A 22,995-nucleotide genomic window follows, 5' to 3' on the forward strand; every position below is an offset into this window, starting at 1 on the left:
GCCTTGTATCAGCAGATTGCCGTTCGGCCTGGCCAGCGGTGCTGCACCGCCTGTTTCTCCCAGCTGCGGCGCGTGGCAGGCTCAGCACAGGTGTCTCAGGAACCAGTCACCGGCCAGCCGTGCCACCTCTTCCAACGTGCCGTGCTCCTCGAACAGATGCGTCGCGCCAGGCACCATCACCAGCTGATGCACGCACTGCAGGCGTGCAGCCGCCGCTCGGTTCAGCTCCAGCACTTCGAGGTCGCCGCTGCCGACGAGGAACAGCGAGGCCGCCTTGACCCGCGCCAGCGACAGATCCGCCAGGTCGACCCGGCCGCCACGCGAGACCACCGCGGCGATGTCCGCCGGACGCGAAGCCGCGGTGGTCAGCGCCGCAGCGGCGCCGGTGCTGCTGCCGAACAGACCGATGCGCAGCTCGTGCAAGCGCGCATCGCTGCTCAGCTGGTCGACCACGCCACTGAGGCGCTGACTGAGCAGCGGGATGTCGAAACGCAGCTGGCGAGTGATCTCGTCGATGGGTTGCTCGTGCTTGGTGAGCAGATCGAAGAGCAAGGTCGCCAACCCCATTTCGTTGAAGCAATGCGCCACGCTGCGGTTGCGCGGGCTATGCCGGCTGCTGCCGCTGCCGTGGACGAACACCACCAGACCGGTGGCCGCAGGCGGCAGGCACAGCTCGCCGTGCAGGCGTGCCTTGCCGAGCGTGAAGCGCATGGGTGTCACCGCAAGCGCGGTCATGCCGCCTGCCCTCCCTGGGTCCACGCGCGCTGCAGCAGCTCCACCACCTGACGGTCGGGGGTCTGCTCGAAATGCTCGTACCAGCGGCCGATGGCATACAGGTCATGGGGTACATGCAGGCAGACGACGCGATCCGCCAGTTTTTCCAGCTGCGCGATGCTCTGCGCAGCCGCCACCGGCACCGCAACGGTGATGCACGTCGCGCCCAGGTGGCGCACCGCCTGCACCGCGGCGCGCATGGTCGCGCCGGTCGCCAGCCCGTCGTCCACCAGGATCACGGCACGCCCGGCGATGAGCGGCGGCGGTCGTTCACCGCGATAGGCCTGTTCGCGCCGCTGCAGCTCGTGGGTTTCCTGGGCGATGGTGCCGTCGATCTCGGCCCTGGAGACGTGGATGTACTGCACGATGTCGTCGTTCATCACACGCACGCCGCCGCTGGCGATGGCGCCCATAGCCAGTTCGCGATTGCCCGGCGTGCCGAGTTTGCGCACAACCAGAATGTCCAGCTCGAGGCCCAGCCGCTGTGCCACCTCGAATGCTACCGGCACACCGCCGCGCGGCAATGCCAGGACCAGCGCATCGCGCCAGTCGGCATCCTCCGCCAGGCGCTCGGCCAGCGCCACACCTGCCTGGACTCGATCGTAAAAGGGGATCTTGAAGGTCATGGCAGGCTCCTTGGTTCCGGCACGGGCTGTATTGGAGTCTGGCTCAAGAATCGAGTGCCGGCAGGCCATCTGCGACGAACAACCCGTTTGACTGCCGGGCTTCGCGCACCGCCGATCGGAACGGATGTGGCCAAGATTACAAATTCGTTGCCGCCGGCCCTCTGACGCCATTAAAGTGCCATCACCCGTTGCCGATAACCCGGGCAGACCCGTCGAATGTGCTGCCACTGCGACGGCGGCCAATGCCTGGGATGGATGATCAATGACCGAGAAGAACAACAAACCGGCGCCATGGCGTATGCGCAGCACCCTGCTGATGACGGTCAGCCTGCTGTTTCCCTCAACTCCCGTGCACGCGGCCGAACACCTGACGCTGCTAACCTGGGAGGAATACCTCAGCGAAGCGGTGATCGAACGCTGGCAAGCCGAAACCGGGGTCGAGATCAGGCAGATCTACTTCGATAGCGGCGACAAGCGCGACGAAGTCCTCGCCAAGCCCGAGCATCAGATCGATATCGCCCTGACGGAGCTGATCAGCGCCTCGCGCTTTGGCGCCCGCGGCCTGCTGGACCCGATCGACGACAAGCAGCTGCCGACGCTGCGTCATGTCCCGCAACGCTGGCGCAACAGCTGCGGGCGCTACGGCGTGCCCTACCTGTGGGGCACGCTCGGCATCGCCTATCGCAGCGACCGCCTGGAAAGCGCGCCACGATCCTGGAAGGACCTGCTGCAACCGGCTCGCGCCGACGAGCCACACATCATCATGATGGAGGACCACGAGGACATCCTCGCCAGTCCGCTGATCCTGCAGAACCATTCGATCAACACCTCGAACAACGACGAACTCAAGGCCGCCTTCGATCTGCTCATGGCCCAGTCCAGCGCCGTGCTGACCTACGAGTACGTGATCACTTCACTGCGCAGCCAGCGCTACCTCGACCAGGCCGACATGGCCCTGGCCTACAGCGGCGACCAGCAGGTGCTCAACGAAGTCGAAGGGGTCGACGGCGAGCCCTGGCGCTACGTAGTGCCCGAAGAGGGCACGCTGCTCTGGGTCGATTGCCTGTCGATACCGACCGGCACCGCGAAGAAGGCGCTGGCGCGGCGCTTCCTCGACTTCCTCCAGCAGCCGGAAATCGCCGCCCTGAATGCCGCCGATCTGGGCGTCGCCACACCGAACGCTGCGGCGCGGGCACTGCTGCCGGCGGATATCCGCGCGGATTCGACCATCTACCCGGCGGAAGCGGTACTGGAGAGAAGCCAGGTCTACGAGACGCGACCGCTGGAGGGCACGCAGACGCGGCGGCGCATCATCAGTGCACTGATCAACGCCCATGACGCTAGGTAAACGCACGCTGCTGGTGATCTTTCCGGTCATTCTGATCATCCAGCTGGTTGCCTCGACCACCGCCTACCTGACCCAGCGCGCCTCGCTGCTGGGGCTGGAGCAGGCGCGCCTGGAGCAGCAGCTCTCGGCGCTGACCTCCGCCTACCTGGACTATGAGGCGTTCAATCGCAGCGTGCTCTACTCGATCATGGATAGCGAGGCGCTGCTGCTGTTCCTGCGCGAGTCGGACACCGACTTTCGCAACGACACCCTCGGGCTGCGCATCCAGCAGAGCATCCGCTCGCTATCCAATACCGAGCTGACCTTCGTTTCCCTCGCCGTCGTGCAGCCCGATGGCAGGCCGGCCTACTACTTCGAAAGCAGCCTGTCGCCATTCGCCTCGATGAATGCGAGCCAGCAGCGTATCGTCAGCGAAGCCAGACGGTCTTCGGCATCCGGCAACACCCTCTACGTCGAGCAGGCCAATGACGACCCGCTGCTGATGAACGCCGACTTCATCCTGCCGGCCTCCAGCAGCCGGCCACTGCCAAGCCAGCGCGCCGAGGCCTTCGCCATTCAGCTGGCGGTGCGCCCGGAGCGCTTCCTCAAGCTCAAGCGCAGCCTGGAAAGCGAATACGGTGCGCCTGTCGAAATCTCCGACGAGCCGTTGCCGGCGGTCGCCGGGTTGTCCGCCGGGGTTTCGCTGTCGCGTTCGCTGCATGCTCGGCTGACACCGGCGTCGCACTACACCGCCGAGCGCCTGCAGACCCTGGGGCTCGCCTTCATCGCCGGCGGCGCGCTTATTTGCCTGATCTCCATCGGCCTGCTGCTGTGGCTGATCCGCCGTTCCATTACCGGCCCCATCAGCCAGCTGGACGACCAGCTCACCGACCTGCTGCTGTGCAAGCGCGACGCGCTCGACGAGCCGACCGATGGCGGCGAGATCGGCCGGCTGACGGTGAACATGAAGACCCTGCACGACCGCAACACCGAGGCGCTGCAACGCATCCGCGAAATATCCTGGGAGGACAGCCTGACCCAGGTCAGCAACCGGGCGCACTTCGGCGTGCTGGCCAATGCCATGTACGAGCAGTGCATGCGCAAGCACAAGCGGCTGGCGCTGCTGTTTCTCGATCTGGACAACTTCAAGCAGGTCAACGACCAGCACGGCCACGATGCCGGCGACGCTCTGCTGCGAATCTTCGCCCAGCGTGCCCGCGGCGTGCTCGAACGGCATCGCACCGACTACCCGCAGACGGAAACGGCCCTGGCGCGCCTGTCCGGCGACGAGTTCGCCATCCTGCTGCTGAGCGAAACCGGCGACGGCGGCCTGCAGCAACTGTGCGACGCGCTGCTCGGCCTCTGCCGCGGCGGGTTTCGTCTGGAGGATCGCCTGTATCCGGTCAGCGTCAGCATCGGCACCGCCTGCTACCCGGAAGATGCGGACTCGATCACCCAGCTGCTCACCCGCGCCGACACCGCCATGTACCAGGCCAAGGCCGAGGGCAAGAACACCGCGGTGGCCTTCAGCGGCGAGCTGGAGCGACGCAACGAGCGAATCCGCCTGATCGAAGACCAGCTGCGCGAGCTCGACGGCGACGACCAGCTGCGCCTGGTCTACATGCCGGCGCTGGATCGCGAAGGCGCAGTGGTCAGTTGCGAAGTGCTGCTGCGCTGGCATTCACCAATCCTCGGGACGGTATCGCCCGGCGAGTTCATCCCCATCGCCGAGCGCGCCGGGCTGTTCCCGAAGATTGACAGCTGGGTCATCGATCATGCACTGGCGGAGTACCCGAAGCTGGTGCAGCTGTTCGGCGAAGGGGTGCTGCTGGCGATCAACGTGTCCTCCGCGCAGCTCAACGACGACCGCATCTGCCGCTACCTGGTCGAGCGCGCCGCACACCATGGCGTCGCGCCGGGCCGAATCGAGATCGAGCTGACCGAGACCTACGCCGCCGAGCTGTGCAAGAACACCATGGAAGTGGTCCAGGCCATTCGCCGCGCGGGCTTCCGCGTCGCCATCGACGACTTCGGCGTCGGCTATACCTCGATCCAGCAGCTGCTCGAGTACCCCGCCGACACCATCAAGCTGGACATGGCGATCATCACGCGGCTGACCCGCCCGGAAATGCAGCAGAGCCTGAGTGCCCTCATCGCCTTCTGCCACGCCCAGGGCAAGCGCGTGAATGCCGAGGGCGTCGACAACATGGAAAAACAGTCGGCACTGCTGCAGGCCGGCTGCGACCTGTTCCAGGGCTACCTGATCTCGCCGCCGCGCTCGCTGGCGGCACTGGAGGACTGGATGGCGGTACGCAACCGCGCCCAGGGCGCGCTGCGTCTGGAACAGCTGACGCCATCGGCTAGCCCGCTAGCCAACCCGGCAGCAGTCAGCAGCGACTACTAGATGGAATCCTCCTCGGCAGCCCCGGCAGGATTGGCGCGCGTCGACATGGCGAGGATTTCCGGCACCACGTCGCGCGCGAACACATCGTGCAGCCGGCGCAGCTCGGCGAACGGGTCGGGATGATGGTCGACGCGGATATCCCACAGCGGGTACTCCTCGTTATCGACCACATACACCGTTGCCGATGACTCGCCATGGCGATCGCCGCCCTGGGCATCGCCGGCGGCGATCGCCTCCATCAAACGCTCCACCAGCGGCAGGTGTGCGCTGCGCTCATAGGCTTCGCAGGCGGCCTCCAGCACCTCGCGCCCCTTGAGCCGGTTACCCTGCACACAGAACTGTTCGCCGGCGATCGAGCCCGCCCAGGGCAGGCACTTCTCTCCAGTCCAGCAGGCCGTGCGGCCCTTGCTGTCGATCACCGCGCACTGGCGCTGGCTCATACAGGGATCGGTGCACCGCAGCCGCTCCAGCACCTCGGCCGCCGGGCTGAACTGGCGCAGGAAACGCAGGCCGTCGATACCCAGGTACGGATTGATCTGTGCCTGGGTCGCCACCGCCCCCACATGGGCCGCCGCGTGGGTCAACAACTTGCCCACCGCGGGCATCGCCGTGGCCGCGGCCACGCCGAACTGACCGGTGCGCGGGCAGCGGGCGATGATGGAAAAGGTCATGGGCGTGCTCTCTGGATTCGTCAGGGCTTAGGCCCGGGCCGAGCGGCAAACGTTCAGAGCGGGCGGCTCACTCAGGCAATTCGACACTGACCTTGATCGCCGAATACCAGGCCGTGACCGCGGCGATATCCTCGTCACTCAGCCCGGAGGCGATGACGCTCATCTGCGGATGCTTGCGCTCACCGGAGCGAAAGGCCTGCAGCTGGCACGCCAGGTACAGCTCGCCGTTGCCGGCCAGGTTCGGTGCATCGGCGACCGTGGCGATGCCATCGATGCCGTGGCACGCGGCGCACATCTTGGCCTTGGTCTTGGCAGCGGTCAGATCGGCCGCCAGCGCCGGAAGGCAGGCGCTGCCCACCAGCAATGCCAGCACCAGGAATAGCCACCGCTTGAAATCCATCGACATGCAGAAATCCTCGAATGACGCCGGCTACCGCGAACGGCAGCCCGGCGCAGCGGCAAAGCGGCTCACTTGCCCTGGAAGGAGATGCGGTAGATGGCCCCAGCGGTGTCGTCGCTGACCAGCAGCGAGCCGTCCTTGAGCTGCGCGACATCGACGATGCGGCCGTAGTACTCGCCGGTTTCCTCGTCCAGCCAGCCTTCGGCGAAGGGCACCGTCTCGCCGGACGGACCGCTGCCATCGGCCTCGAACGGCGTGAACATCACCCGTGCGCCAGCCGGCACGGTGCGGTTCCAGCTGCCGCGCTGGGCGCTGAACAGGCCGCCGCGGTACTGCTCGGGAAACTGCTTGCCGGTATAGAACATCAGACCCATGTCGGCGGCATGAGCGGTGGTTTCCACTACCGGCGAAGTCAGGCCCTCGGGCGGGGTCTCGTCGGCGTACTCGTTGGTGCGCACCTGGCCACCGCCGTACCAGGGCATGCCGAAGCGCATGCCTGCCTCTGGCGCATGGTTGATTTCGCCCGGCGGCGTATCGTCGCCCATGCCGTCGACCTGGTTGTCGGTAAACCACAGCTCCTTGCTGGTCGGGTTATAGGTGATGCCCACGGAGTTGCGCACACCGGTGGCGTAGACCTCGCGTTTGCTGCCGTCGCGCTCCATGCGCACGATGCCGCCGATGCCGTGCTTGGCGTACAGGTCGAGCTTGTCCTTGGGTGGCACGTTGTGTGGCTGGCCGAGGGAGATGGTGAGCTTGTTGTCCGGGCCCACGGCACAGACCCGCGCCCCGTGGTTGTAGCTCTCCTCGTCCTTTGGGATCAGCTCGCCGGTCGGCACCACGATGTCCGCTGCCACGTCCGGCCCCTCGTAGAAGAACTCCGCCGCCGGGAACACCAGCACGCGGTTGTGCTCGGCGACGAAGAGGAAGCCGTCCGGGCTGAAGCAGGGGCCGGGCTGGGTGAAGGAAATCGCCGGAGCGAAGCGCTTCACTTCATCGGCCGTGCGGTTCTTGGTGCGGTCGGTGACCGTCCACAGATCGGTCTTGCGGGTGCCGACGAACACGACCCCGCTGGAAGGCCCAACCGCCATATGACGGGCATCCGGAACTATGGCGTAGAGATCAATGCGAAAACCCTCCGGCAGCTTGATGCGCTTGAGGTTGTCGCGGATGGCGTCGGCGGTGGGTCCATCCTGGGGGATGGTCTTCATGTCAAGCGACTGGCCGGTGGTCTTCATCGAGCGCATGCGCTCCAGTGCTTCATCACTGGTCGGTGCCGCAATCGCAACGGCACAGCTCATCGCGAGCAGGGCGCTCAGGGTCAGGCAGGGAATCTTCATGGCACGCACCTCAGGGCACCGCCGCGCGGGGCGGTCATCTTGTTGTTATGGCGTTCCCGGCGACGAGCTGCGCACCGGGCATGCGGCTAGCTGCCTGCTTCAGCGTAGCGGCCGCCTGGCCATTTACCACTTGAGGTGCCGTGCGGTGTGGATCAACCCTGGCGCAGCGAAAGGCCCTTGAGGAAATTGCGCAGCAGCTGATCGCCGCAGGCGCGGTAGTTGCTGTGGCCGGGCTTGCGGAACAGCGCGCCGAGTTCGGATTTCGACAGCTGCAAGTCGGCGGCATGCAGGATCGCCTGCAGGTCTTCGTCGCGCAGCTCGAAGGCCACCCGCAGTTTTTTCAGGATCTGGTTGTTGCTGACCGGCAGCTCCAGCGGCGGTGCCGGACGGCTTTCGTCCTTGCCGCGCTTGAAGTAGATCAGCCCGTCGAGAAAACGGGCCATCGCTTCGTCCGGGCATTCCTGATAGCCGTCCTCGTCCTCGCGGCTGAGCCAGGCGCGAACCTCGGCCTCGTCCACCGTGCAGCCACCCAGGGCGGCAATTTCGGCCATCTGTGCATCACTGGCCTTGAGGGTGTAGCGCAGGCTGCGCAGGACGTCGTTATTGAGCATGTTCGCTCCTCACTGAGAAAAGGCCGGCAGTGTGCGCTTTCGGGCGCCCTGCGGCGAGTCCGATCAACCGTCTTCACGCTCGCCGAGGCGACGGTACAACGTGCGCCGGCCGATGCCGAGCAGGGCCGCGGCGCGGCGCTTGTTGCCGTCCACCAGCTTCAGCACATGCTCGATATAACGCAGCTCCAGCTCCTCCAGAGTCGGTAGCAGCGGGCCATCGCTGAGCTGAGCGAGCAGTTCGGCGCCGGCACTGCGCGCCTTGTCATCACGATAGTCGGCGATGCGGCTGGGCAGGTGCTCCAGCTCGATGCTGCGCCCGTGGCAGAAGGTCACCGCACGCTCGATGGCGTTCTGCAGTTCGCGCACGTTGCCCGGGAACGGATAGCGTCGCAGCTGCGCCAGTGCCGCCGGCGCGATGCCGCGCACCGGTCGCCCGCTGCGCGCGGCAAAGTGGGCGACGAAGCCGGCGGCCAGCAGTTCGAGGTCCTCCTCGCGATCACGCAGCGGCGGCACCTGCAGGATGAAGGTTTCCAGGCGGAAGAACAGGTCCTCGCGGAAGGCCTCACGGCCGGCCTCGGTTTCCAGCGGGCGGTTGCTCGCCGCGATGATGCGCACATCCACGCTCAGCTCACGCTCGGCACCCACCGGGCGGATCGTGCCTTCCTGCAGCACGCGCAGGAGCTTGGCCTGCAGCGGCAGCGGCATCTCGCCGATCTCGTCGAGAAACAGCGTGCCACCGTCGGCCTGCTGGAAAAGTCCCTTGTGCGCGCGGTTGGCGCCGGTGAAGGCGCCAGAGACATGGCCGAAGAATTCGCTTTCCAGCAATTCGGCCGGCAGCCCGGCGCAGTTGATCGCAAGGAATGGCCCTCTGGCACGTTCGCTTTCCGCATGCACGGCGCGGGCGACCAGCTCCTTGCCGGTGCCGCTCTCGCCGATCACCAGCACCGGCCCCTCGGCGCGGGCAAGCTGGCGGATCTGATCGAACAAGCCGCGCATAACCCGGCTACGGCCGAGCATGCCGTGGAAGCGATCATCACTGAGCAGCTGCTGGAAGCGCCGCACCTCATCGCGCAGGCGGCGCGTCTCCAGCGCGCGGGCCACCGCCAGGGCGAAGTGCTCGAGGTCCAGCGGCTTGGTGAGGAACTCGTCGGCGCCTTCCTTGAGCGCCGCTACCGCCTGCTGAATGCTGCCGAACGCGGTGATCACCAGGAATGCCGGCGCCGCCTGCATCGTCCTGACCCGTCGCAACAGCGCCATGCCATCGGCACCGGGCAGGCGCAAATCGCTGACCACCAGCGCCGGCTCCCAGCTTTCCAGCGAGCCGACCGCCTCCTCCGCACTGGCCAGCGCACGCACCTGCAGGCCGCGGTCTTCCAGCTCCTCGACCAGCAACTGGCGCAGGCTGTCGTCGTCCTCGACCAACAGGACCCGATCCTGCGTCACTTCAGTCATGCTCGACCTCCTCGTCGATCAATGGCAATGCGATACGGAAGGCCGCGCCCGGCAGGCCGCCGTCGACCAGTTCGATACGTCCGCCACACTCGCTGACCACGCCATGGGCCACTGCCAGTCCCAGTCCGCTGCCTTCATCCACCGGCTTGGTGGTGAAGAACGGCTCGAACAGCGCGGCTCGGTTCGACTCGGCAATGCCGGGACCGTCGTCCTCGACCTGCAACATCAGCTCGGCACCAGCGCGCCACCAGCGCAGGCGCACCAATCCGCCAGGGCTGGCCTGGGCGGCATTGCGTAGCAGATTGGTCAGCGCCTGCTCGAAACGCGGCGGGTCGACCCGGCAGTACAGGGTTTGCGCCGGTGCCTGCAGCTCCAGACGGACCTGCAGCGCAGCCAGCTCATCGGCCACCGCCGCGGCTGCCGAATGCGCCAGCACCTCGGCGGGCACCTTGCGCAGCGGCGAGCCTGCGGCGCGGCCGAAATCCAGCAGCTGGCGGACGATGGCACTGAGCCGCGCCACCTGCTGGCGAATCTGCAACAGCGCGCGGCGATGGGTTTCGCCCAGCTCGTCGTCGCGCAACACGCGCTGCGCCTTGCCGTCGATCACACTGAGCGGGCTTCCCAGCTCATGCGCGACGCCAGCCGCTAGCCGTCCCACTGCCGCCAGTTGCTGACTCTGGCGCAGGCGTGCCTGCAACTGCTCTTCGCGGGCCTGCTGCTCGGCCACCTGGCGCTCGGCGGTGGCGATGCTGTCGAGCATCTGATTCAAGGCGCCGGAGAGCACGACAATCTCCTGCGGCCCGCTGCGCGGTGCACGATGCTCGCGCTCGCCGGCCGCGACGCGCTCCATGCTGCGCGCCAGCTGCTGCAGATGCTTGCCCACCGCGGAGCGGTGACCGAGCAGGATCACCACCAGCGCCACCCCGGCGAGCAAGCCGCCCAGGCCCGCGGCGATCAGGCGCAGGCGGCGGATGTCCTGCTCGAAATCGCCCCAGCGCCGGGTCACCTGCAGCAGGCCATTGATCTGCCCGCCACTTTCCTCCAGCGGAACGAAGTAGGAATAAACCGGGCGGCCATTGATGCGCTGATAGGTGCCGGTCAGCTCGCCGCCGGCGGTGAGCTGCTGGATCGCCGACTCGTCCTGATCCGGTTCCACCGCACCGGCATAGGCCGCGAGCTTGCCATCGCGGTCGTAAACATAGGCGCCATACACGCGACCGACGCCGAGCACCGATTCCAGCACCTGCTGCAGGGTGCGCTCGTGGTTCTTCTCCAGGCTGGCGCTGAGCGGCAGGCGCACCGCTCGCGCCACCAGCTCGACCTCGGCCTGCAGGCGCCGCTCGCTGCTGCGCTCGACCGTCCAGAGCACCACCGAACTGAAGCCGAACATGATCGCCATGAGCGGCACGATGACCTTGAGCAGAAGCGCGCCACGCAGGCTCGCCGGGCGCTGCCAGATTGATACATGTGTCATACCGGCACACTACATGACCTCGCCACGAGGGGCCACCGCGCGGCGATGAAATGGACAATTAGTTATTTATCAATTGGTTATGCGATAGATGAATACCTGGCACGGCTGCTGCACTGTTGAAGGCGTCTTTAACCGAAGCAGGAATGAACATGACCCAGCACAACGCTCGTCTCGCCTTCGCCGGAATCTTCTCGCTATTCCTCGGCCTGGCTGCCCCCCTTGCATCGGCGCAATCAGCCAACCCGGCCCCCACCGCGCAGCCGGCGGCCGGCGCACAGGCCCAGCAGTTCGGTGAGAAAAAACTGGAAAGCTTCGCCGAGTCGCTCGGCGAGATCATGGAGATCCGCGAGGAATTCACCGGCAAGCTGCAGAAGACCGAAGACGCCGACAAGGCCCGCGATCTTCAGCAGCAGGCCAACGAGAAGATGCTCGGCGTGATCGAGGAAAACGACATCAGCATCGACGAATACAATGCCATAAACGAAGCCGTGCAGACCGACCCGGAACTGCGCAATCGTGTGATCGCGATGATGCAGCAGTGATACACCACTGACGCCGCGCGGCGCTGCCTGAGGCAGCTCGCGCAGGGTAACGAGAAAGCCCCGTTTGGCTGATGCCGGCGGGGCTTCCTGCGTCTGGATGCCAGAACCCTGAAGTTGCTGGATTCAAATGGGTATCTGACGGGAATAACCGGCCGGGCGACCTCCCCAGGCCCTCATTCAGCAAGGCCTATCGCCCTTGGAGCCACTCCCACGCGGATGCACCACCGAACAGGCTAGCGTGCCGCCGACTCAACAGCCGCGGTCTACAGAGGCAAGACGCGCGCGAAAGTCGAAGTAGTGTTCGATCACCCGCTGCGGGGCCTCTACCTGCGGGTAGTGACCGATGCCCTCCAGCAGCACGGTGTCGGGCGTCGGAATCAGCTCGCGGTAGCGCGCCACCATGTGCGCACCAGAGATCGGATCAGCCGCGCCGTCGATCACCCGCAACGGCACATTGCAGCGCTGCATGGCCGTAACCCAGCGCTCGCGTTGCCTGGCCCGCTCGGGCATGTAGCGGATCAGCCGGTGCATCACCGCCGGTCCGTCGCTCTCGGCGATCAGTCGCCAGTAATCGTCCAGCTCAGCGTCGCTCGGCTGCGTCTGCGCACCGAACACCCGGCCGAAGGTCGCCCCGAGCGTACGCCGCGAGAACAGCCTGCCCAGCAGGAAGCCGAACGGCCCGAGCAGCAGTTTCTGCACCCGTACCGGATGATGGGTTTCAGGGAACAGCCCGCCATTGAGGAACACGCAACTGGCCAGCGCGATGCGCCCTTCGCAATGCCGCGCCAGCAGCTCCTGAGCGACGCTGTCGCCATAGTCATGCGCCAGCACATGGATCGCACCGTCTATACCCAGCTCCGCCAGCAGCGCCTGCTGCAGATCGGCCTGCTCGATCAGACTGTAAGCGTGCCCGCGCGGCTTGGCCGAATAGCCGAAGCCGAGCATGTCGCAGGCAATCAGCCGATAGCGCGCCGCCAGCGGCTGCCAGACCTTGTGCCAGTCCCAGCTGGCGGTGGGAAATCCATGGATCAGCAGCAGCGGCTCACCTTCGCCAGCCGTCCAGTAGCGGATGCGATTGCCGCCAAAATCGAACTCGCGAGCGCTGGCGCGCCACGTATCCAGTGCTATGCCGTCGGTGCTACTCATTCGTTTTTCTTGTTTTCGTGGAGACGAAGCCAGTCTAGCGGGCCGGTGTGGCATGACGACTTGCCGTGCCGGCCAGCTTGGTGGCCCGGCGAGTCAGCTGGGCGCTGCTGGGAGGAAAAGGGGGGCGAATCAATGGTTCTGCATACGCGGAAAACGCCATTACTGCGACGGAACCAAGGTTCGCCCAGCCCCTCTCGGTCGCCTGGAACGGTTACCGCCCGACCGCGCCACCAGGTCAGTTCACGGCTGCCCCGCCATGATCCGGGCCACCTCGCCTTCGGCCTGCAGATGCTCGAAGGCGGCCTGGGTGCGCAGCACGGTGTCGTCGTCGGTCTGGCGGCTGTAGGCCATGTAGAGCTGCGTCGAGGTGTGCGGGCTGAAGACCTTCACGACCGTGGCCGGGTCGACGCCGGCCTCGGCGCACAGGGCGAGCATGTCGTGCTCGGGCATCGGCACCAGGTCGACCTGGCCGTTGACCAGGCGTTTGAAGTTGTCGCTGTTGTGCGCACTCACCACGATCTTGCTGAAGCCGTTGGCCTGCAGGTACTGGTGCCGGACGTCGTCGCGCATGACGCCGATCCGGTAGGCCTTGGCCGCCTCCAGGTCCGGCACCCGGATATCGTCCCGCTCGCTGAGTTTGTAGAAGTGGTAGTCGATGCGCATGATCTCGCCGACCCAGCGGAACAGCGCTTCGCGTTCGGAGGTGCGTGCGATCAGGTAGATCAGTACGCCGGGCTCGCGCAGGGCCATGTCATACGCCCGCGCCCACGGGTAGAGGCTGACCTGGTAGTCGTTGAGGCCGGCGCGCTGCAGGGTGGCCTCGACGACCCGGCTCGCCGTGCCGGCTACCTTGCCGTTCTCCAGGTAGCTGTAGGCGGTGTCTTCGGTCACCACGCGCAGCGGACCGGCGTTGGCCGTGGTGGTGCCGAGCAACGCAAGGAAGAAAGCGGTCCAGGCAAACGGATGCATCATGCAGTCCTCATGCGATCAGGCGGAAATGCAGTTGCGCCCGTGGGTCTTGGCCCGATAGAGGGCCTCGTCCGCGCGGTGCAGCAGTTGGTCGAATTGGTCCATGGTGTCCGGATCGAGCACGGCCAGACCGATGCTGAAGGTCACGTAGGGTGAAACGGCGGAAGCCTCGTGGGGCAACTCGCGCTCGGCCAGGCGTTGCTGCAGGCGCACCGCCGCCCGCCGCGCGGCCTCGGCATCGACGCCGGGCAGCAGCACGACGAATTCCTCGCCGCCAAGCCGCGCGACCACCTCGCCGGCGCGGGCGAACACGGACTGCAGCGTGTCGGCGACCATTCGCAGGCACTGGTCGCCCTGGGCATGACCGTAGTGGTCGTTGTAGCGCTTGAAGAAATCCACGTCGCACATCAGCACCGCCAGCGGCTGGTCCTGACGCAGGGCACGGCGGAATTCGACTTCCTTGATCTCGTCGAACTGGCGCCGGTTGGCCAGTCCGGTAAGCGGATCGCTGCGCGACAGCTCTTCCAGTTGCACATTGGCGGCGCGCAGTTCGGCAGTGCGCTCTTCAACCAGCTCGGCAAGGCGGTCCCGGTGTGCGGCCAGGGCCAGCTCATCCTGGTGCTGGCGCTCGAGATAGGCCGAGAGTTTCGCCTGCAGGCTGTTGACGCCGCCTTCCAGCAGGCTCAGCTCGTCGTGCCGCTTCGGCGAACGATCAAGGCGCAGGCTGCGATCGAGATTGTCCGGCGTCAGCCGCGTCAGATGACGGGCAATGCGCCGCACATGCAGGGTGACTGTGCGGTTGAACATCCACATGATCAGCCCGGCCAGCAACAGCGACTGGATGACCTGGGTAATGACGATGTCGTAGACCTCGGCAAGCATGCGCTCCCAGAGCAGTTCTTCATTGCCTTCGAGCACCAGCTCGCCCACCGTCTCACTGGCGCCGGCGTAGGGTTCGTAGCTCAACTGATGCTGCAGGCGCGGCGCGCGGTGCTCGGCCGGCTGCTCACCCCGTTGCCGCTGAACCAGTTCCGGCTCGCGGCCGGCGCGGATGATCCGCAGCTCGACGCGGCCGATGGGCGCGGCCTGCACCACGCTGTCGAGCTGCGAATGCAGGGAATCACTGTCCATTTCCCAGATCGCCTTGGACAGGGTGCTGCGGAACACCTGATCGATCAGTGCCAACTCGGCGTTCATCTCCGCCAGGTTGTTCTGCCAGGCGGTCCAGGTCCGCAGCCCGACGGTGGCGAGGGTGAACAGCAGGCAGAAACCGAGGGTGGCCAGCACCAGCCGGCGGCCGAGCGAACCCACCGGCCGCGGCACCGGCTCGCTGATCGTGGTGGTTGAGTCGTCGTTCATTTCAGCCATTTCGCGACAATCGCGTCGTAGCGCCCATCGGCCCGCACGCGAGCCAGCGCCTGGCGGAAGCGCTCGACGACCTCATCCGGAGTGTCGCGACTGAACGCCATGCACAGGCCATCCGCACCGCCAAGGTCGTCCAGGCTCAGCTGCGGCACCGCCGCCTCGTTCGGATCGCCACTGGCCTGACGCACCAGGTAATGGGCATTGAGTTCGTTGGATATCCACAGATCCACCCGCCCCGCCTTGAGCTTCTGGTAGTTGTGCTCGTACTTGTTGCTCGACTGCAGGTTGCGGCCGACGGCGAAGCCCTTGTCGATCAGATACTGCTCGCCGACATCCGCCTTGACCGTGGCGATCTGGTATTGCCGGGCATCGTCCAGGGTTTTCAGGTCGAACTCGGTGCCGGGCAGCGAGAACAGGAACCAGCGGGTCGGCGCGATCACCCCGACCCACTTGAACAACGGTTCGCGCTGCGGTGTGCGGGCGATGGAATAGATCAGCACGTTCTCGTTGTTCAAGGCGATGTCATAGGCACGGGCCCAGGGCATGGAACGGATGCGCACGTCCTCGCCGGCCTCCTCCAGCACCGCCTTCACCACCTCGGTGCCCATGCCGGTCAGCTCGCCATCGACGGTCATGTTGTAGGGCGGCAGCTCTTCGGTGACCGCGGTGATTGCATGGGCATAGGTGAGCGCGCTATAGACCCCGGACACTAGCAGGACAAGGGCGACGCTCAGATCGCGGAGCCAGGACGAACGCATGCAGTGTCCTCGGAGGGATGCCGGCATCGGGGGCAGGCCACTAGAATCAATCAGATACCCCCTTTCTCGGCGCCAGCCCATCACACTTGAGCAGATGGGCGTGCCCGTCCACAGCTCTCCGACGTATGGCGAGCCCGGTGGGGGCGGGAATGTGGGGGAAGAGGCGCCGCTCACATGGCGTAGATCGCCGGGCCAGCTTGTTCAACCGTCAGCCGGGCTATATCACGCGTTATGCGGTACACCCACGGTTCCCGCTCAGGGCCGCTGTCGCTTGTGCTCGAACGCCTCTACGCAGGCAGGCAAGTCATAGAAGCGAGGCGCACCGCCGGCCCGGTTGCCGTTTTCACCGGCGGTCTTGCGCCGACATTCGGTCTCGGCTCGACTGTTGCGGGTCGTTCTCATGCAGTCCTGAAACGCCGCTTCGCGCAGCGGCGCCAGCTTCGCCTCCCGGGCCGACTCGCAACGCTGGTCGAGCTCGGCCTGGCGCCTGTCGAACGCCTCCCTGTCCTTCTGGAAACCGGCCTGCGCCTGTGTCGCCAACACAGCCAGCAGCACCGTAGCCAACAATCCCTGTTTCATCGAATCGCTCCTTTGAATACCGGTGGCGAGCATGGCGCGGCGGTGGCGGCTTAACAAGCAGCCGCGAGATGTGGCCGCGGGCAAAAGTCTTACGGCACACCTTCCGAGCGTTCAAACCCGCGCCCGCACCTGCCGCGGGCTGATGCCGAACTGGCGTTTGAACGCCGTGGCGAAGTTGGCCGGACTGTTGTAGCCGGCGCGCCAGGCCGCCTCGTTGACGCTGGCACCTTCACATTCCAATGCCTCCCGCGCCAGTTGCAGTCGGCGGGCACGCTGGTACTCGAACACGGTCATGCCCTTGAACAGGCGAAACTGCCGCTGCAGCGTGGTGGCATTGACGCCCATCTCCCGGGCGATGCGCTCCAGCGTCCAGTCGTCGGCCTCACCGCTGTCGAGGAGCGCGAGGAGGCGTTGCAGACGACGGTACTCCTGCGGGCGCAGGCCCTGTTCCGCCGACGCCGAGCCATCACCCAGGCTGATCAGTGCTTCGCAGGCGATGTCCAGTGCGCGGCTTTCCAGGTACAGGCCCTGAAGCAGCGCGCCATAGCCGGGCGGGTTGAGCATCTGCTCGGCCAGGGTCAGCAGCCGCGCCGAGGGCTTCCAGATGCGCGGCGTCAGATGACTGTCCATGAAGCGGCGGATCGCGGCATCACTCGAGTCGACACCCTCCCCGCGCCCTTCGAACCAGTCCGGCGTCAGGCTAACCACCAGCTTGCGGATATGACTGCCGCGGCGCGCCTGGCGGCGGAACAGCACGGGCTCGTTCATCGAAACCGCCACGCCCTCGGGGGCTCGCTGCGACGCCGACTGACCGAGCGTCAGCGACAGATCGCCATAGCTGACCCGGCTCTGGCCCTGCAGAAAGAGCACGAACGATACCCGCGGACCAACCACGTTTTCGGTGACGAAATCCTGCAGCTCTTCGCAATCGGACCAGTGCAGCGACAGGCCATCCCGCAGCTGCGCCCACTTCACCCGGCCGTAGAGCAGGCGGTCGTCATCCTCGTTGGGCAGGCGCAGCCCCGGCCTGCTCATGGCCGGCAACTCATCGCCACGAATGATGTGATCGGCTTGATTCATGCGGCGCTGCGCCTCGAACTGACGGGATTGCAAAGCAAATGTTCGGCCCCGCAAAGGTTCGCGGAGCGGCTGGGTGGCAGACTACGCGCCGACATCTTTTGATGCAAATCATTATCATTAAGAAGCGCGAACGTTTGCCAACACGTCGCCGCCGCTGCGACAGGAGCCGCCCATGGACAGAATTCTCCGCACCTCAAGCCTCAGACCATTGCTGCTCGCCGGCCTGCTCGCCCCGTTTCCGTTGAGCGCCCTGGCGCAGAGTGTCGCCGCTCAGGCCGAGCCGGTGCAGCTGGAGAGCATCACCGTCGAAGGCAACCGCCTGTACGACATGCCGTCTTCGGAGCAAAGCGGAGGCTACACCGTGCCGGCCGCAACCGTCGGCACCAAGACGCCGGCCGAACTGCGCGACATTCCGCAGTCGATCAGCGTGTACACCAGCGATTACATCCGCGACCGCCAGTTCGTGAACCTCGATGACCTGGCCAAGTACTCAACCGGCCTGCGCACCCTGAGCAACGACAGCGGGCGCTCGTCGATCTATGCGCGCGGCTACGAGTACGACGAATTCAACATCGATGGCCTGCCCGCGCCGATGGCCAGCATCAACGGTACGCTGCCGTCGCTGTCGCCGTTCGATCGGGTCGAGGTCATGCGCGGGCCGTCCGGGCTGTTCAACAGCACCAGCGAGATGGGTGGCATCGTCAACATGGTGCGCAAGCGCCCGACCCGCGAATTCCAGGGCAGCCTGACCGGGCGCTACGGCAGCTGGGACACCCATTACCTGGAAGCCGACCTGTCCGGCCCGCTCGACGAGCAGGGGCGCGTGCGCGGCCGTACGGTCATCTCCCGCGCCGACACCAACGGCGAGGTCGACTACAACGCCAACACCAGCGAGAGCTTCTATGGCGCGCTGGACATCGACTTGTCCGACGCCACCGTCATGTCTTTCGGGCTGATTCACCAGACCAAGGACATCCTTCCGCACAACGGCTATCCGGCCGCCATCGACGGCAGCCTGGAAGACTTCAGTCGCTCAACCTACCTGGGCGCCGACTGGGGGGATTTCGACAGCCGCGGCACCGACGTCGTCGCCGAGCTGACCCATCGCTTCGACAATGGCGGCTACGGTCGCGTGGCGGTGCGCGGCTCCAGGCGCGCGACCGATTACCTCTATGCCTTCACCGCGCGCAACGTCAACAGCGGCGCGACCAGCCTGGCCTACACCGCCCGCGATCTGGAGCAGGACACCCTCGCCGTGGATGCCAACTACAGCCAGCCGTTCGAGCTGCTCGGGCAGGTCAGCGAGTTTGTCATCGGCAGCGATTTCAAACGCTACGAGACCGAGTATGCGGACGCCCGCGGCAATCTCGGCGCCATCGACGTCGCCAGCTACCAGCCGGGCGACACCAGCAAGCCGAACGTCACCTTCGGTACGCCGACCGAAACCGACGAGCGCGAAGCCGGCCTCTACGCCAAGCTGACCTTCCGCCCGATCCAGCGCCTGGCGCTGATCGGCGGCGCGCGGGTCAGCAGCTTCGAAGGCGAGAACAGCAGCGCCACGCAGGATGTGCGCGAGTCCGGCTATGTCACGCCCTACGGCGGCCTGGTGTTCGATCTGGATGACCAGCACTCTCTCTACGCCAGCTACTCGCAGGTATTCAAGCCGCAGAGCGAGGCCGGTGTCGACGGTCGCATCATCGACCCGCGCGAAGGCGAGCAGTACGAGGTGGGCATCAAGGGCAGCTATTTCGGCGGCGACCTCAATGCGCGCATCACCGCCTTCCAGCTCACCGACGAGAACCGCGCGGCCGGCGCCATCGATGACAGTGGCGCGCCGATCAGCGGCGTCTACGAGGCCACCGGCAAGACCCGCATCCGCGGTGGCGAACTGGAAATCAGCGGCTACCTGACCCCCGACTGGGAAGTGCTGGCCGGCTACACCTATATGAAAACCGAGAACCTGGCCGGTGACGACTACGCGCTCTTCGCGCTGATGCCCCAGCACCAGGCCTCGCTGTGGACCAAGTACACCCTGCCCGGCGGTGCCCTGCGCGGCCTGGGGATCGGTGGTGGCGTGACCGCGATGAGCGACTACTACATCGAACGCGCCGGCAGCCCGCGCCTCAGCGCACCGGGTTATGCAGTGGTGGATGCCAAGCTGTCCTACCCGATCACCGACAAGCTGACCGGCACCTTCGACGTGAACAACCTGCTCGACCGCAAATACGTTTCCCGGGTTGGCAGCGTCGGCACCTTCAACTTCTACGGCCCGTCGCGCAGCTTCACGGTGGGCGCCCGTTACGAGTTCTGATCCACCTGGCCGCCTGCGCCCGTAGGCGTCGGCGGCTGACTTCCGGAGATCACCATGCCCCAGTTTCACGCCCAGGTGGCGACACCCCGCGCGTCACGCAACATGATGCGGCTGTGCAAACACTTCGCGCACAAGGCCGAAGTCCAGCTGGACGAACGTCAGGCGCAGGTCGAATTCGCCTTCGGCCAGTGCCTGATGCTCGCCGATGACGAGCGACTGCTGATCGACTGCCAGGCCGAGGCCGGCGAGGCGGAAAAGCGCCTGCGCTTCGTTATCGACGACCACCTCCACCGCTTTTCCGGCGAGGAAGCACTGAAGGTGAACTGGCTGGACGGGCCACTGCCGCCACGCCACAGGCAGGTCGAGCCATGAAAGGCGCCCTGCTCGCCCTGCTCGCCAGTCTGGGGCTTGCCGCAGTACAGGCACACGCCGGGGAAGAAGCCGGCTGGCAGCCGGTTCGACTGCCGCACAGCAATCAGCGTGACCTGCATTCGCAACGCACTGGCAAGAACTACCGCATCTTCGTCTCTGCGCCGCGACACGCGCCTCCGCCGGGTGGCTATCCGGTGCTCTATGTGCTGGATGGCAACGCCCTGTTTCCGGGGCTGGCGATCCAGGCCCAGGCCCTGGAGGATCGGCCCGACCCTAATCTTCGCGATTCGGTACTGGTGGTCGGCATCGGCTACCCCGGCGAGGCCCTGTACGACTTCAAGGCGCGCGCCGAGGATTACACGCCCAAAGCCGACGATCGCCAGCGCCTGCCGAGCCGCGAACCGTCGCCATCGGGCGGTGCCGATGACTTTCTGGCCTTTATCGAGCACGAACTCAAACCCCTGATCGCCAAGCGCTACCCGGTAGACGCGCGACGGCAGACGCTGTTCGGCCATTCCTACGGCGGCCTGTTCACCCTCTACACACTGTTCACCAAGCCGCAGGCATTTCAGGGCTATGTGGCCGCCAGTCCGTCGATCTGGTGGTACCAGGGCTACGTCGAACGCACGCTCGAAGCGTTCGAACGGCAGCTCGCGGACCAGCCTGTCGCCGCGCGCCTGCTGGTCACCGCTGGCGGTGCCGAAGAGCCGGCGGCGGATGCCGCCATGGACGACCCGCGCCAGCGCCATATGGCCGAGCGGCGCATGGTCGGCAATGCCCGGGACCTGGTCGACCGTCTGCGCCGGCTGTCCAGCCACGGCCTGCACAGCGAATTCCAGCTGTTTCCGGGAGCCAACCACGGCACCAACGCCGCACACAGCTCGGTCGTGGCACTGGCGTTGGCGGCCGCGATCGGGCGCCAGCCATCCCGCGATCAGGACGACTGAGGATGACGAAAGCGACGAGAACCGACCGGTCAGCCGGCCAGGGCAAGTGCAGGCAAATGCCCGGTGCTAGAGTCGGCGCTGCCTTTTCCATCACTGGAGACACCATGCGTCCTCTTTTCAATGCCCTGCTGCTGGCCCTGCCACTCTCGCTCTCTTCACTGGCCTTTGCCGCCGAATCGCCTGCCGGCCGCTGGCAGACCATCGACGATGAAACCGGCAAGCCCAAGTCCATCGTCGAAATCCAGCAGGCCGCTGACGGCACGCTGAGCGGCAAGGTCGCTGAAATCCTGAAATCGGATCACGGGCCGAACCCGGTCTGCAGCGAATGCGACGGAGAGCGCAAGGATCAGCCCATCACCGGCATGACCATTCTCTGGGAGCTCAAGCCGGACGGCGAACAGGCCTGGAGCGATGGCACCATCCTCGACCCGGCCAAGGGCAAGACCTACCGCGCCAAGGCCAGGCTGGTCGAAGGCGGCGACAAGCTGGAAGTCCGCGGCTACATCGGCATCGAGGCGCTGGGCCGTACGCAGACCTGGATTCGCCAGTAACCTCGCTCGGCATCCGAGAGCCGGACCGCCGCCCGGCTCCCGGACTGCACGGTGGCGCCAGGCCAGGGTCGAACCCTGCATGCACTCACTTGCCCTGCGCCTCCTGCACCCATCGAGCCCCCGCCCTCGCCGCGCACTCTGCCTGGCGATGTTGTTCCTTCTCTGCCCCCTGGCAGTCGCCGATACCCGGCTGACCGCCGTGCTCGCGCAGGCCGAGCGCCTGGAGCAGCTGCAAACCCTGATCATCGCCCAGCGTGGCGAGATCCTTGCCGAGCGCGGTTACCGCGGCCATCGCACGACCACGCCGAGCAACATCAAATCCGCGTCCAAATCGGTGATTTCCGCACTGGTCGGCATCGCCATCGACAAGGGCGTCATCGAGAGCGTCGAGCAGCCCATTGCGGAGCTGCTGCCAGCCGACCTGCCCGGCAAGCCCGATCCACGTCTGCAGCAGGTGACGGTTGGCAACCTGCTGAGCATGCAGGCCGGGCTCGGATCGACCTCCGGGCGCAATTACGGCGCCTGGGTGGCGAGTCGCAACTGGGTTCGCGCCGCGCTGGCACGTCCGTTCGAGGCCGACCCCGGCACGGCGATGATCTATTCGACGGGCTCCAGCCATCTGCTCTCGGCCATCCTCACGCGGCGCACCGGCAAATCCACATTGCAGCTGGCGCGACAGTGGCTGGCGCCGCTCGACGGCTTCGCCATCAGCGCCTGGACGCGCGACCCGCAGGGCATCTACCTGGGCGGCAACGAGATGGCGATGACGCCAAGCTCGCTGTTGGCCTTTGGCGAGCTCTACCGCCGCGGCGGGCTCAGCGCATCCGGCGAGCGATTGCTGTCGCAGGACTGGATAGAAGCGTCCTGGACACCCCGCACCCGCTCGCGCTACACCGGGCACGGCTACGGCTATGGCTGGTTCATCACCGAGCTGGGCGGAGCAGCGGTGCGCTATGGCTGGGGCTATGGCGGGCAGATGATCTTCGTGGTGCCGGGCCTCGAGATGACGGTGGTGATGACCTCCAACACCCAGCAGCCCTCCAGCGGCGCCATGGGGCATCGCGACGCGCTGCACCGGCTGCTCGGCGAGATCATCGGCGCGCTGCGGCTCGCAGAAGCCCCCGGTTCGAATAACTCAACCCTCTCATGGCTGCAGGCCCGAGCTAGGCGAATGCAACGAAGCCTGCCCTGCAAATCGCGTTGCCATTCCGAAATCGTCCTTTGCGACGAACGGAGCGCCTCCGCCCGCATGCCGGCTCAAGTTACTTTCTCGCCAAGCCGACAACTGGGGTAAGCCTC

General features: G+C 66.0%; 22 protein-coding genes. 8 read left to right on the forward strand and 14 right to left on the reverse strand.

Annotation, left to right across the window (positions count from 1 at the left end; translation table 11 throughout):
* Positions 1–81: 81 nt before the first annotated feature.
* The gene (locus tag CW305_RS23585) at positions 82–735 is read right to left on the reverse strand and encodes a dienelactone hydrolase family protein (RefSeq protein WP_201775185.1); all 654 of its coding nucleotides are present in this window, start codon (positions 733–735) and stop codon (positions 82–84) included.
* Positions 732–1,400, reverse strand: coding sequence for a phosphoribosyltransferase (locus CW305_RS23590; RefSeq protein WP_044314689.1), 669 nt, complete (start codon positions 1,398–1,400; stop codon positions 732–734). Before CW305_RS23590 ends, CW305_RS23585 begins: the two co-directional genes overlap by 4 nt.
* Before the next feature lie 262 nt (positions 1,401–1,662).
* Here CW305_RS23590 and CW305_RS13335 point away from each other — a divergent pair, with 262 nt between their 5' ends.
* Together CW305_RS13335 and CW305_RS13340 are read left to right on the forward strand one after the other, a co-directional pair.
* Positions 1,663–2,748: an ABC transporter substrate-binding protein gene (locus CW305_RS13335; RefSeq protein WP_023444513.1), complete on the forward strand. Its 1,086-nt coding sequence runs from the start codon at positions 1,663–1,665 to the stop codon at positions 2,746–2,748.
* Entirely contained in the window at positions 2,735–5,131 is a 2,397-nt protein-coding gene (locus CW305_RS13340) for a putative bifunctional diguanylate cyclase/phosphodiesterase (RefSeq protein WP_104098113.1), read from the forward strand. The genes CW305_RS13335 and CW305_RS13340 overlap by 14 nt, the downstream gene beginning before the upstream one ends.
* On the opposite strand, the gene CW305_RS13345 is transcribed toward CW305_RS13340, so the two are convergent.
* The 6 genes from CW305_RS13345 to CW305_RS13370 form a co-directional block, all read right to left on the reverse strand.
* Positions 5,128–5,802 (reverse strand): DUF1028 domain-containing protein, encoded by a 675-nt coding sequence (locus CW305_RS13345; protein WP_104098114.1) that lies wholly within the window; start codon positions 5,800–5,802, stop codon positions 5,128–5,130. The genes CW305_RS13340 and CW305_RS13345 overlap by 4 nt on opposite strands.
* A gap of 67 nt (positions 5,803–5,869) precedes the next feature.
* Positions 5,870–6,208, reverse strand: a complete 339-nt coding sequence (locus CW305_RS13350) for a c-type cytochrome (protein ID WP_104098115.1) — start codon at positions 6,206–6,208, stop codon at positions 5,870–5,872.
* A 62-nt stretch (positions 6,209–6,270) separates the two neighbouring features.
* The gene (locus tag CW305_RS13355; protein ID WP_104098116.1) at positions 6,271–7,539 is read right to left on the reverse strand and encodes a PQQ-dependent sugar dehydrogenase; all 1,269 of its coding nucleotides are present in this window, start codon (positions 7,537–7,539) and stop codon (positions 6,271–6,273) included.
* Positions 7,540–7,691: 152 nt separating this feature from the next.
* Positions 7,692–8,150 carry a YehS family protein gene (locus tag CW305_RS13360; protein ID WP_014821882.1) on the reverse strand — a complete coding sequence of 153 codons (459 nt, stop codon included), beginning with the start codon at positions 8,148–8,150 and terminating at the stop codon, positions 7,692–7,694.
* Between the two features lie 63 nt (positions 8,151–8,213).
* Positions 8,214–9,602 carry a sigma-54-dependent transcriptional regulator gene (locus CW305_RS13365; RefSeq protein ID WP_104098117.1) on the reverse strand — a complete coding sequence of 463 codons (1,389 nt, stop codon included), beginning with the start codon at positions 9,600–9,602 and terminating at the stop codon, positions 8,214–8,216.
* A complete protein-coding gene (locus CW305_RS13370) occupies positions 9,595–11,076 on the reverse strand; it encodes an ATP-binding protein (RefSeq protein ID WP_104098118.1) in 1,482 nt (493 codons plus the stop codon). Before CW305_RS13370 ends, CW305_RS13365 begins: the two co-directional genes overlap by 8 nt.
* A 149-nt stretch (positions 11,077–11,225) precedes the next feature.
* Here CW305_RS13370 and CW305_RS13375 point away from each other — a divergent pair, with 149 nt between their 5' ends.
* On the forward strand, positions 11,226–11,618 hold the full coding sequence (locus tag CW305_RS13375) for a DUF4168 domain-containing protein (protein ID WP_041015267.1): 393 nt from the start codon (positions 11,226–11,228) through the stop codon (positions 11,616–11,618).
* Between the two features lie 249 nt (positions 11,619–11,867).
* On the opposite strand, the gene CW305_RS13380 is transcribed toward CW305_RS13375, so the two are convergent.
* From CW305_RS13380 to CW305_RS13405, 6 genes are all read right to left on the reverse strand, one after another.
* Positions 11,868–12,764 (reverse strand): alpha/beta fold hydrolase, encoded by an 897-nt coding sequence (locus CW305_RS13380; protein ID WP_104098119.1) that lies wholly within the window; start codon positions 12,762–12,764, stop codon positions 11,868–11,870.
* Positions 12,765–13,004: 240 nt separating this feature from the next.
* Entirely contained in the window at positions 13,005–13,736 is a 732-nt protein-coding gene (locus CW305_RS13385; RefSeq protein WP_104098120.1) for a substrate-binding periplasmic protein, read from the reverse strand.
* A gap of 15 nt (positions 13,737–13,751) precedes the next feature.
* Positions 13,752–15,092, reverse strand: a complete 1,341-nt coding sequence (locus CW305_RS13390) for a GGDEF domain-containing protein (protein ID WP_014821888.1) — start codon at positions 15,090–15,092, stop codon at positions 13,752–13,754.
* A complete protein-coding gene (locus CW305_RS13395; protein WP_102832981.1) occupies positions 15,089–15,856 on the reverse strand; it encodes a substrate-binding periplasmic protein in 768 nt (255 codons plus the stop codon). Before CW305_RS13395 ends, CW305_RS13390 begins: the two co-directional genes overlap by 4 nt.
* A gap of 255 nt (positions 15,857–16,111) precedes the next feature.
* Positions 16,112–16,435, reverse strand: a complete 324-nt coding sequence (locus CW305_RS13400) for a hypothetical protein (protein WP_014821890.1) — start codon at positions 16,433–16,435, stop codon at positions 16,112–16,114.
* 111 nt (positions 16,436–16,546) lie between these two features.
* The gene (locus tag CW305_RS13405) at positions 16,547–17,515 is read right to left on the reverse strand and encodes a helix-turn-helix transcriptional regulator (RefSeq protein WP_104098206.1); all 969 of its coding nucleotides are present in this window, start codon (positions 17,513–17,515) and stop codon (positions 16,547–16,549) included.
* A 172-nt stretch (positions 17,516–17,687) separates the two neighbouring features.
* Between CW305_RS13405 and CW305_RS13410 the strand changes: the two genes are divergently transcribed.
* The 5 genes from CW305_RS13410 to CW305_RS13430 all read left to right on the forward strand — a co-directional run bounded on the left by CW305_RS13410 (position 17,688) and on the right by CW305_RS13430 (position 22,990).
* The gene (locus tag CW305_RS13410) at positions 17,688–19,826 is read left to right on the forward strand and encodes a TonB-dependent siderophore receptor (protein WP_104098121.1); all 2,139 of its coding nucleotides are present in this window, start codon (positions 17,688–17,690) and stop codon (positions 19,824–19,826) included.
* A gap of 54 nt (positions 19,827–19,880) precedes the next feature.
* Positions 19,881–20,198 carry a DUF2218 domain-containing protein gene (locus tag CW305_RS13415; protein ID WP_104098122.1) on the forward strand — a complete coding sequence of 106 codons (318 nt, stop codon included), beginning with the start codon at positions 19,881–19,883 and terminating at the stop codon, positions 20,196–20,198.
* On the forward strand, positions 20,195–21,145 hold the full coding sequence (locus CW305_RS13420) for an alpha/beta hydrolase (protein ID WP_104098123.1): 951 nt from the start codon (positions 20,195–20,197) through the stop codon (positions 21,143–21,145). Before CW305_RS13415 ends, CW305_RS13420 begins: the two co-directional genes overlap by 4 nt.
* A gap of 104 nt (positions 21,146–21,249) precedes the next feature.
* On the forward strand, positions 21,250–21,696 hold the full coding sequence (locus CW305_RS13425) for a DUF2147 domain-containing protein (RefSeq protein ID WP_104098124.1): 447 nt from the start codon (positions 21,250–21,252) through the stop codon (positions 21,694–21,696).
* 79 nt (positions 21,697–21,775) lie between these two features.
* Positions 21,776–22,990 carry a serine hydrolase domain-containing protein gene (locus CW305_RS13430; protein ID WP_245890997.1) on the forward strand — a complete coding sequence of 405 codons (1,215 nt, stop codon included), beginning with the start codon at positions 21,776–21,778 and terminating at the stop codon, positions 22,988–22,990.
* The last annotated feature ends 5 nt before the right edge of the window (positions 22,991–22,995 follow it).

It is taken from the genome of Stutzerimonas kunmingensis, from assembly GCF_002929225.1.
Classification (GTDB): Bacteria; Pseudomonadota; Gammaproteobacteria; order Pseudomonadales; family Pseudomonadaceae; genus Stutzerimonas.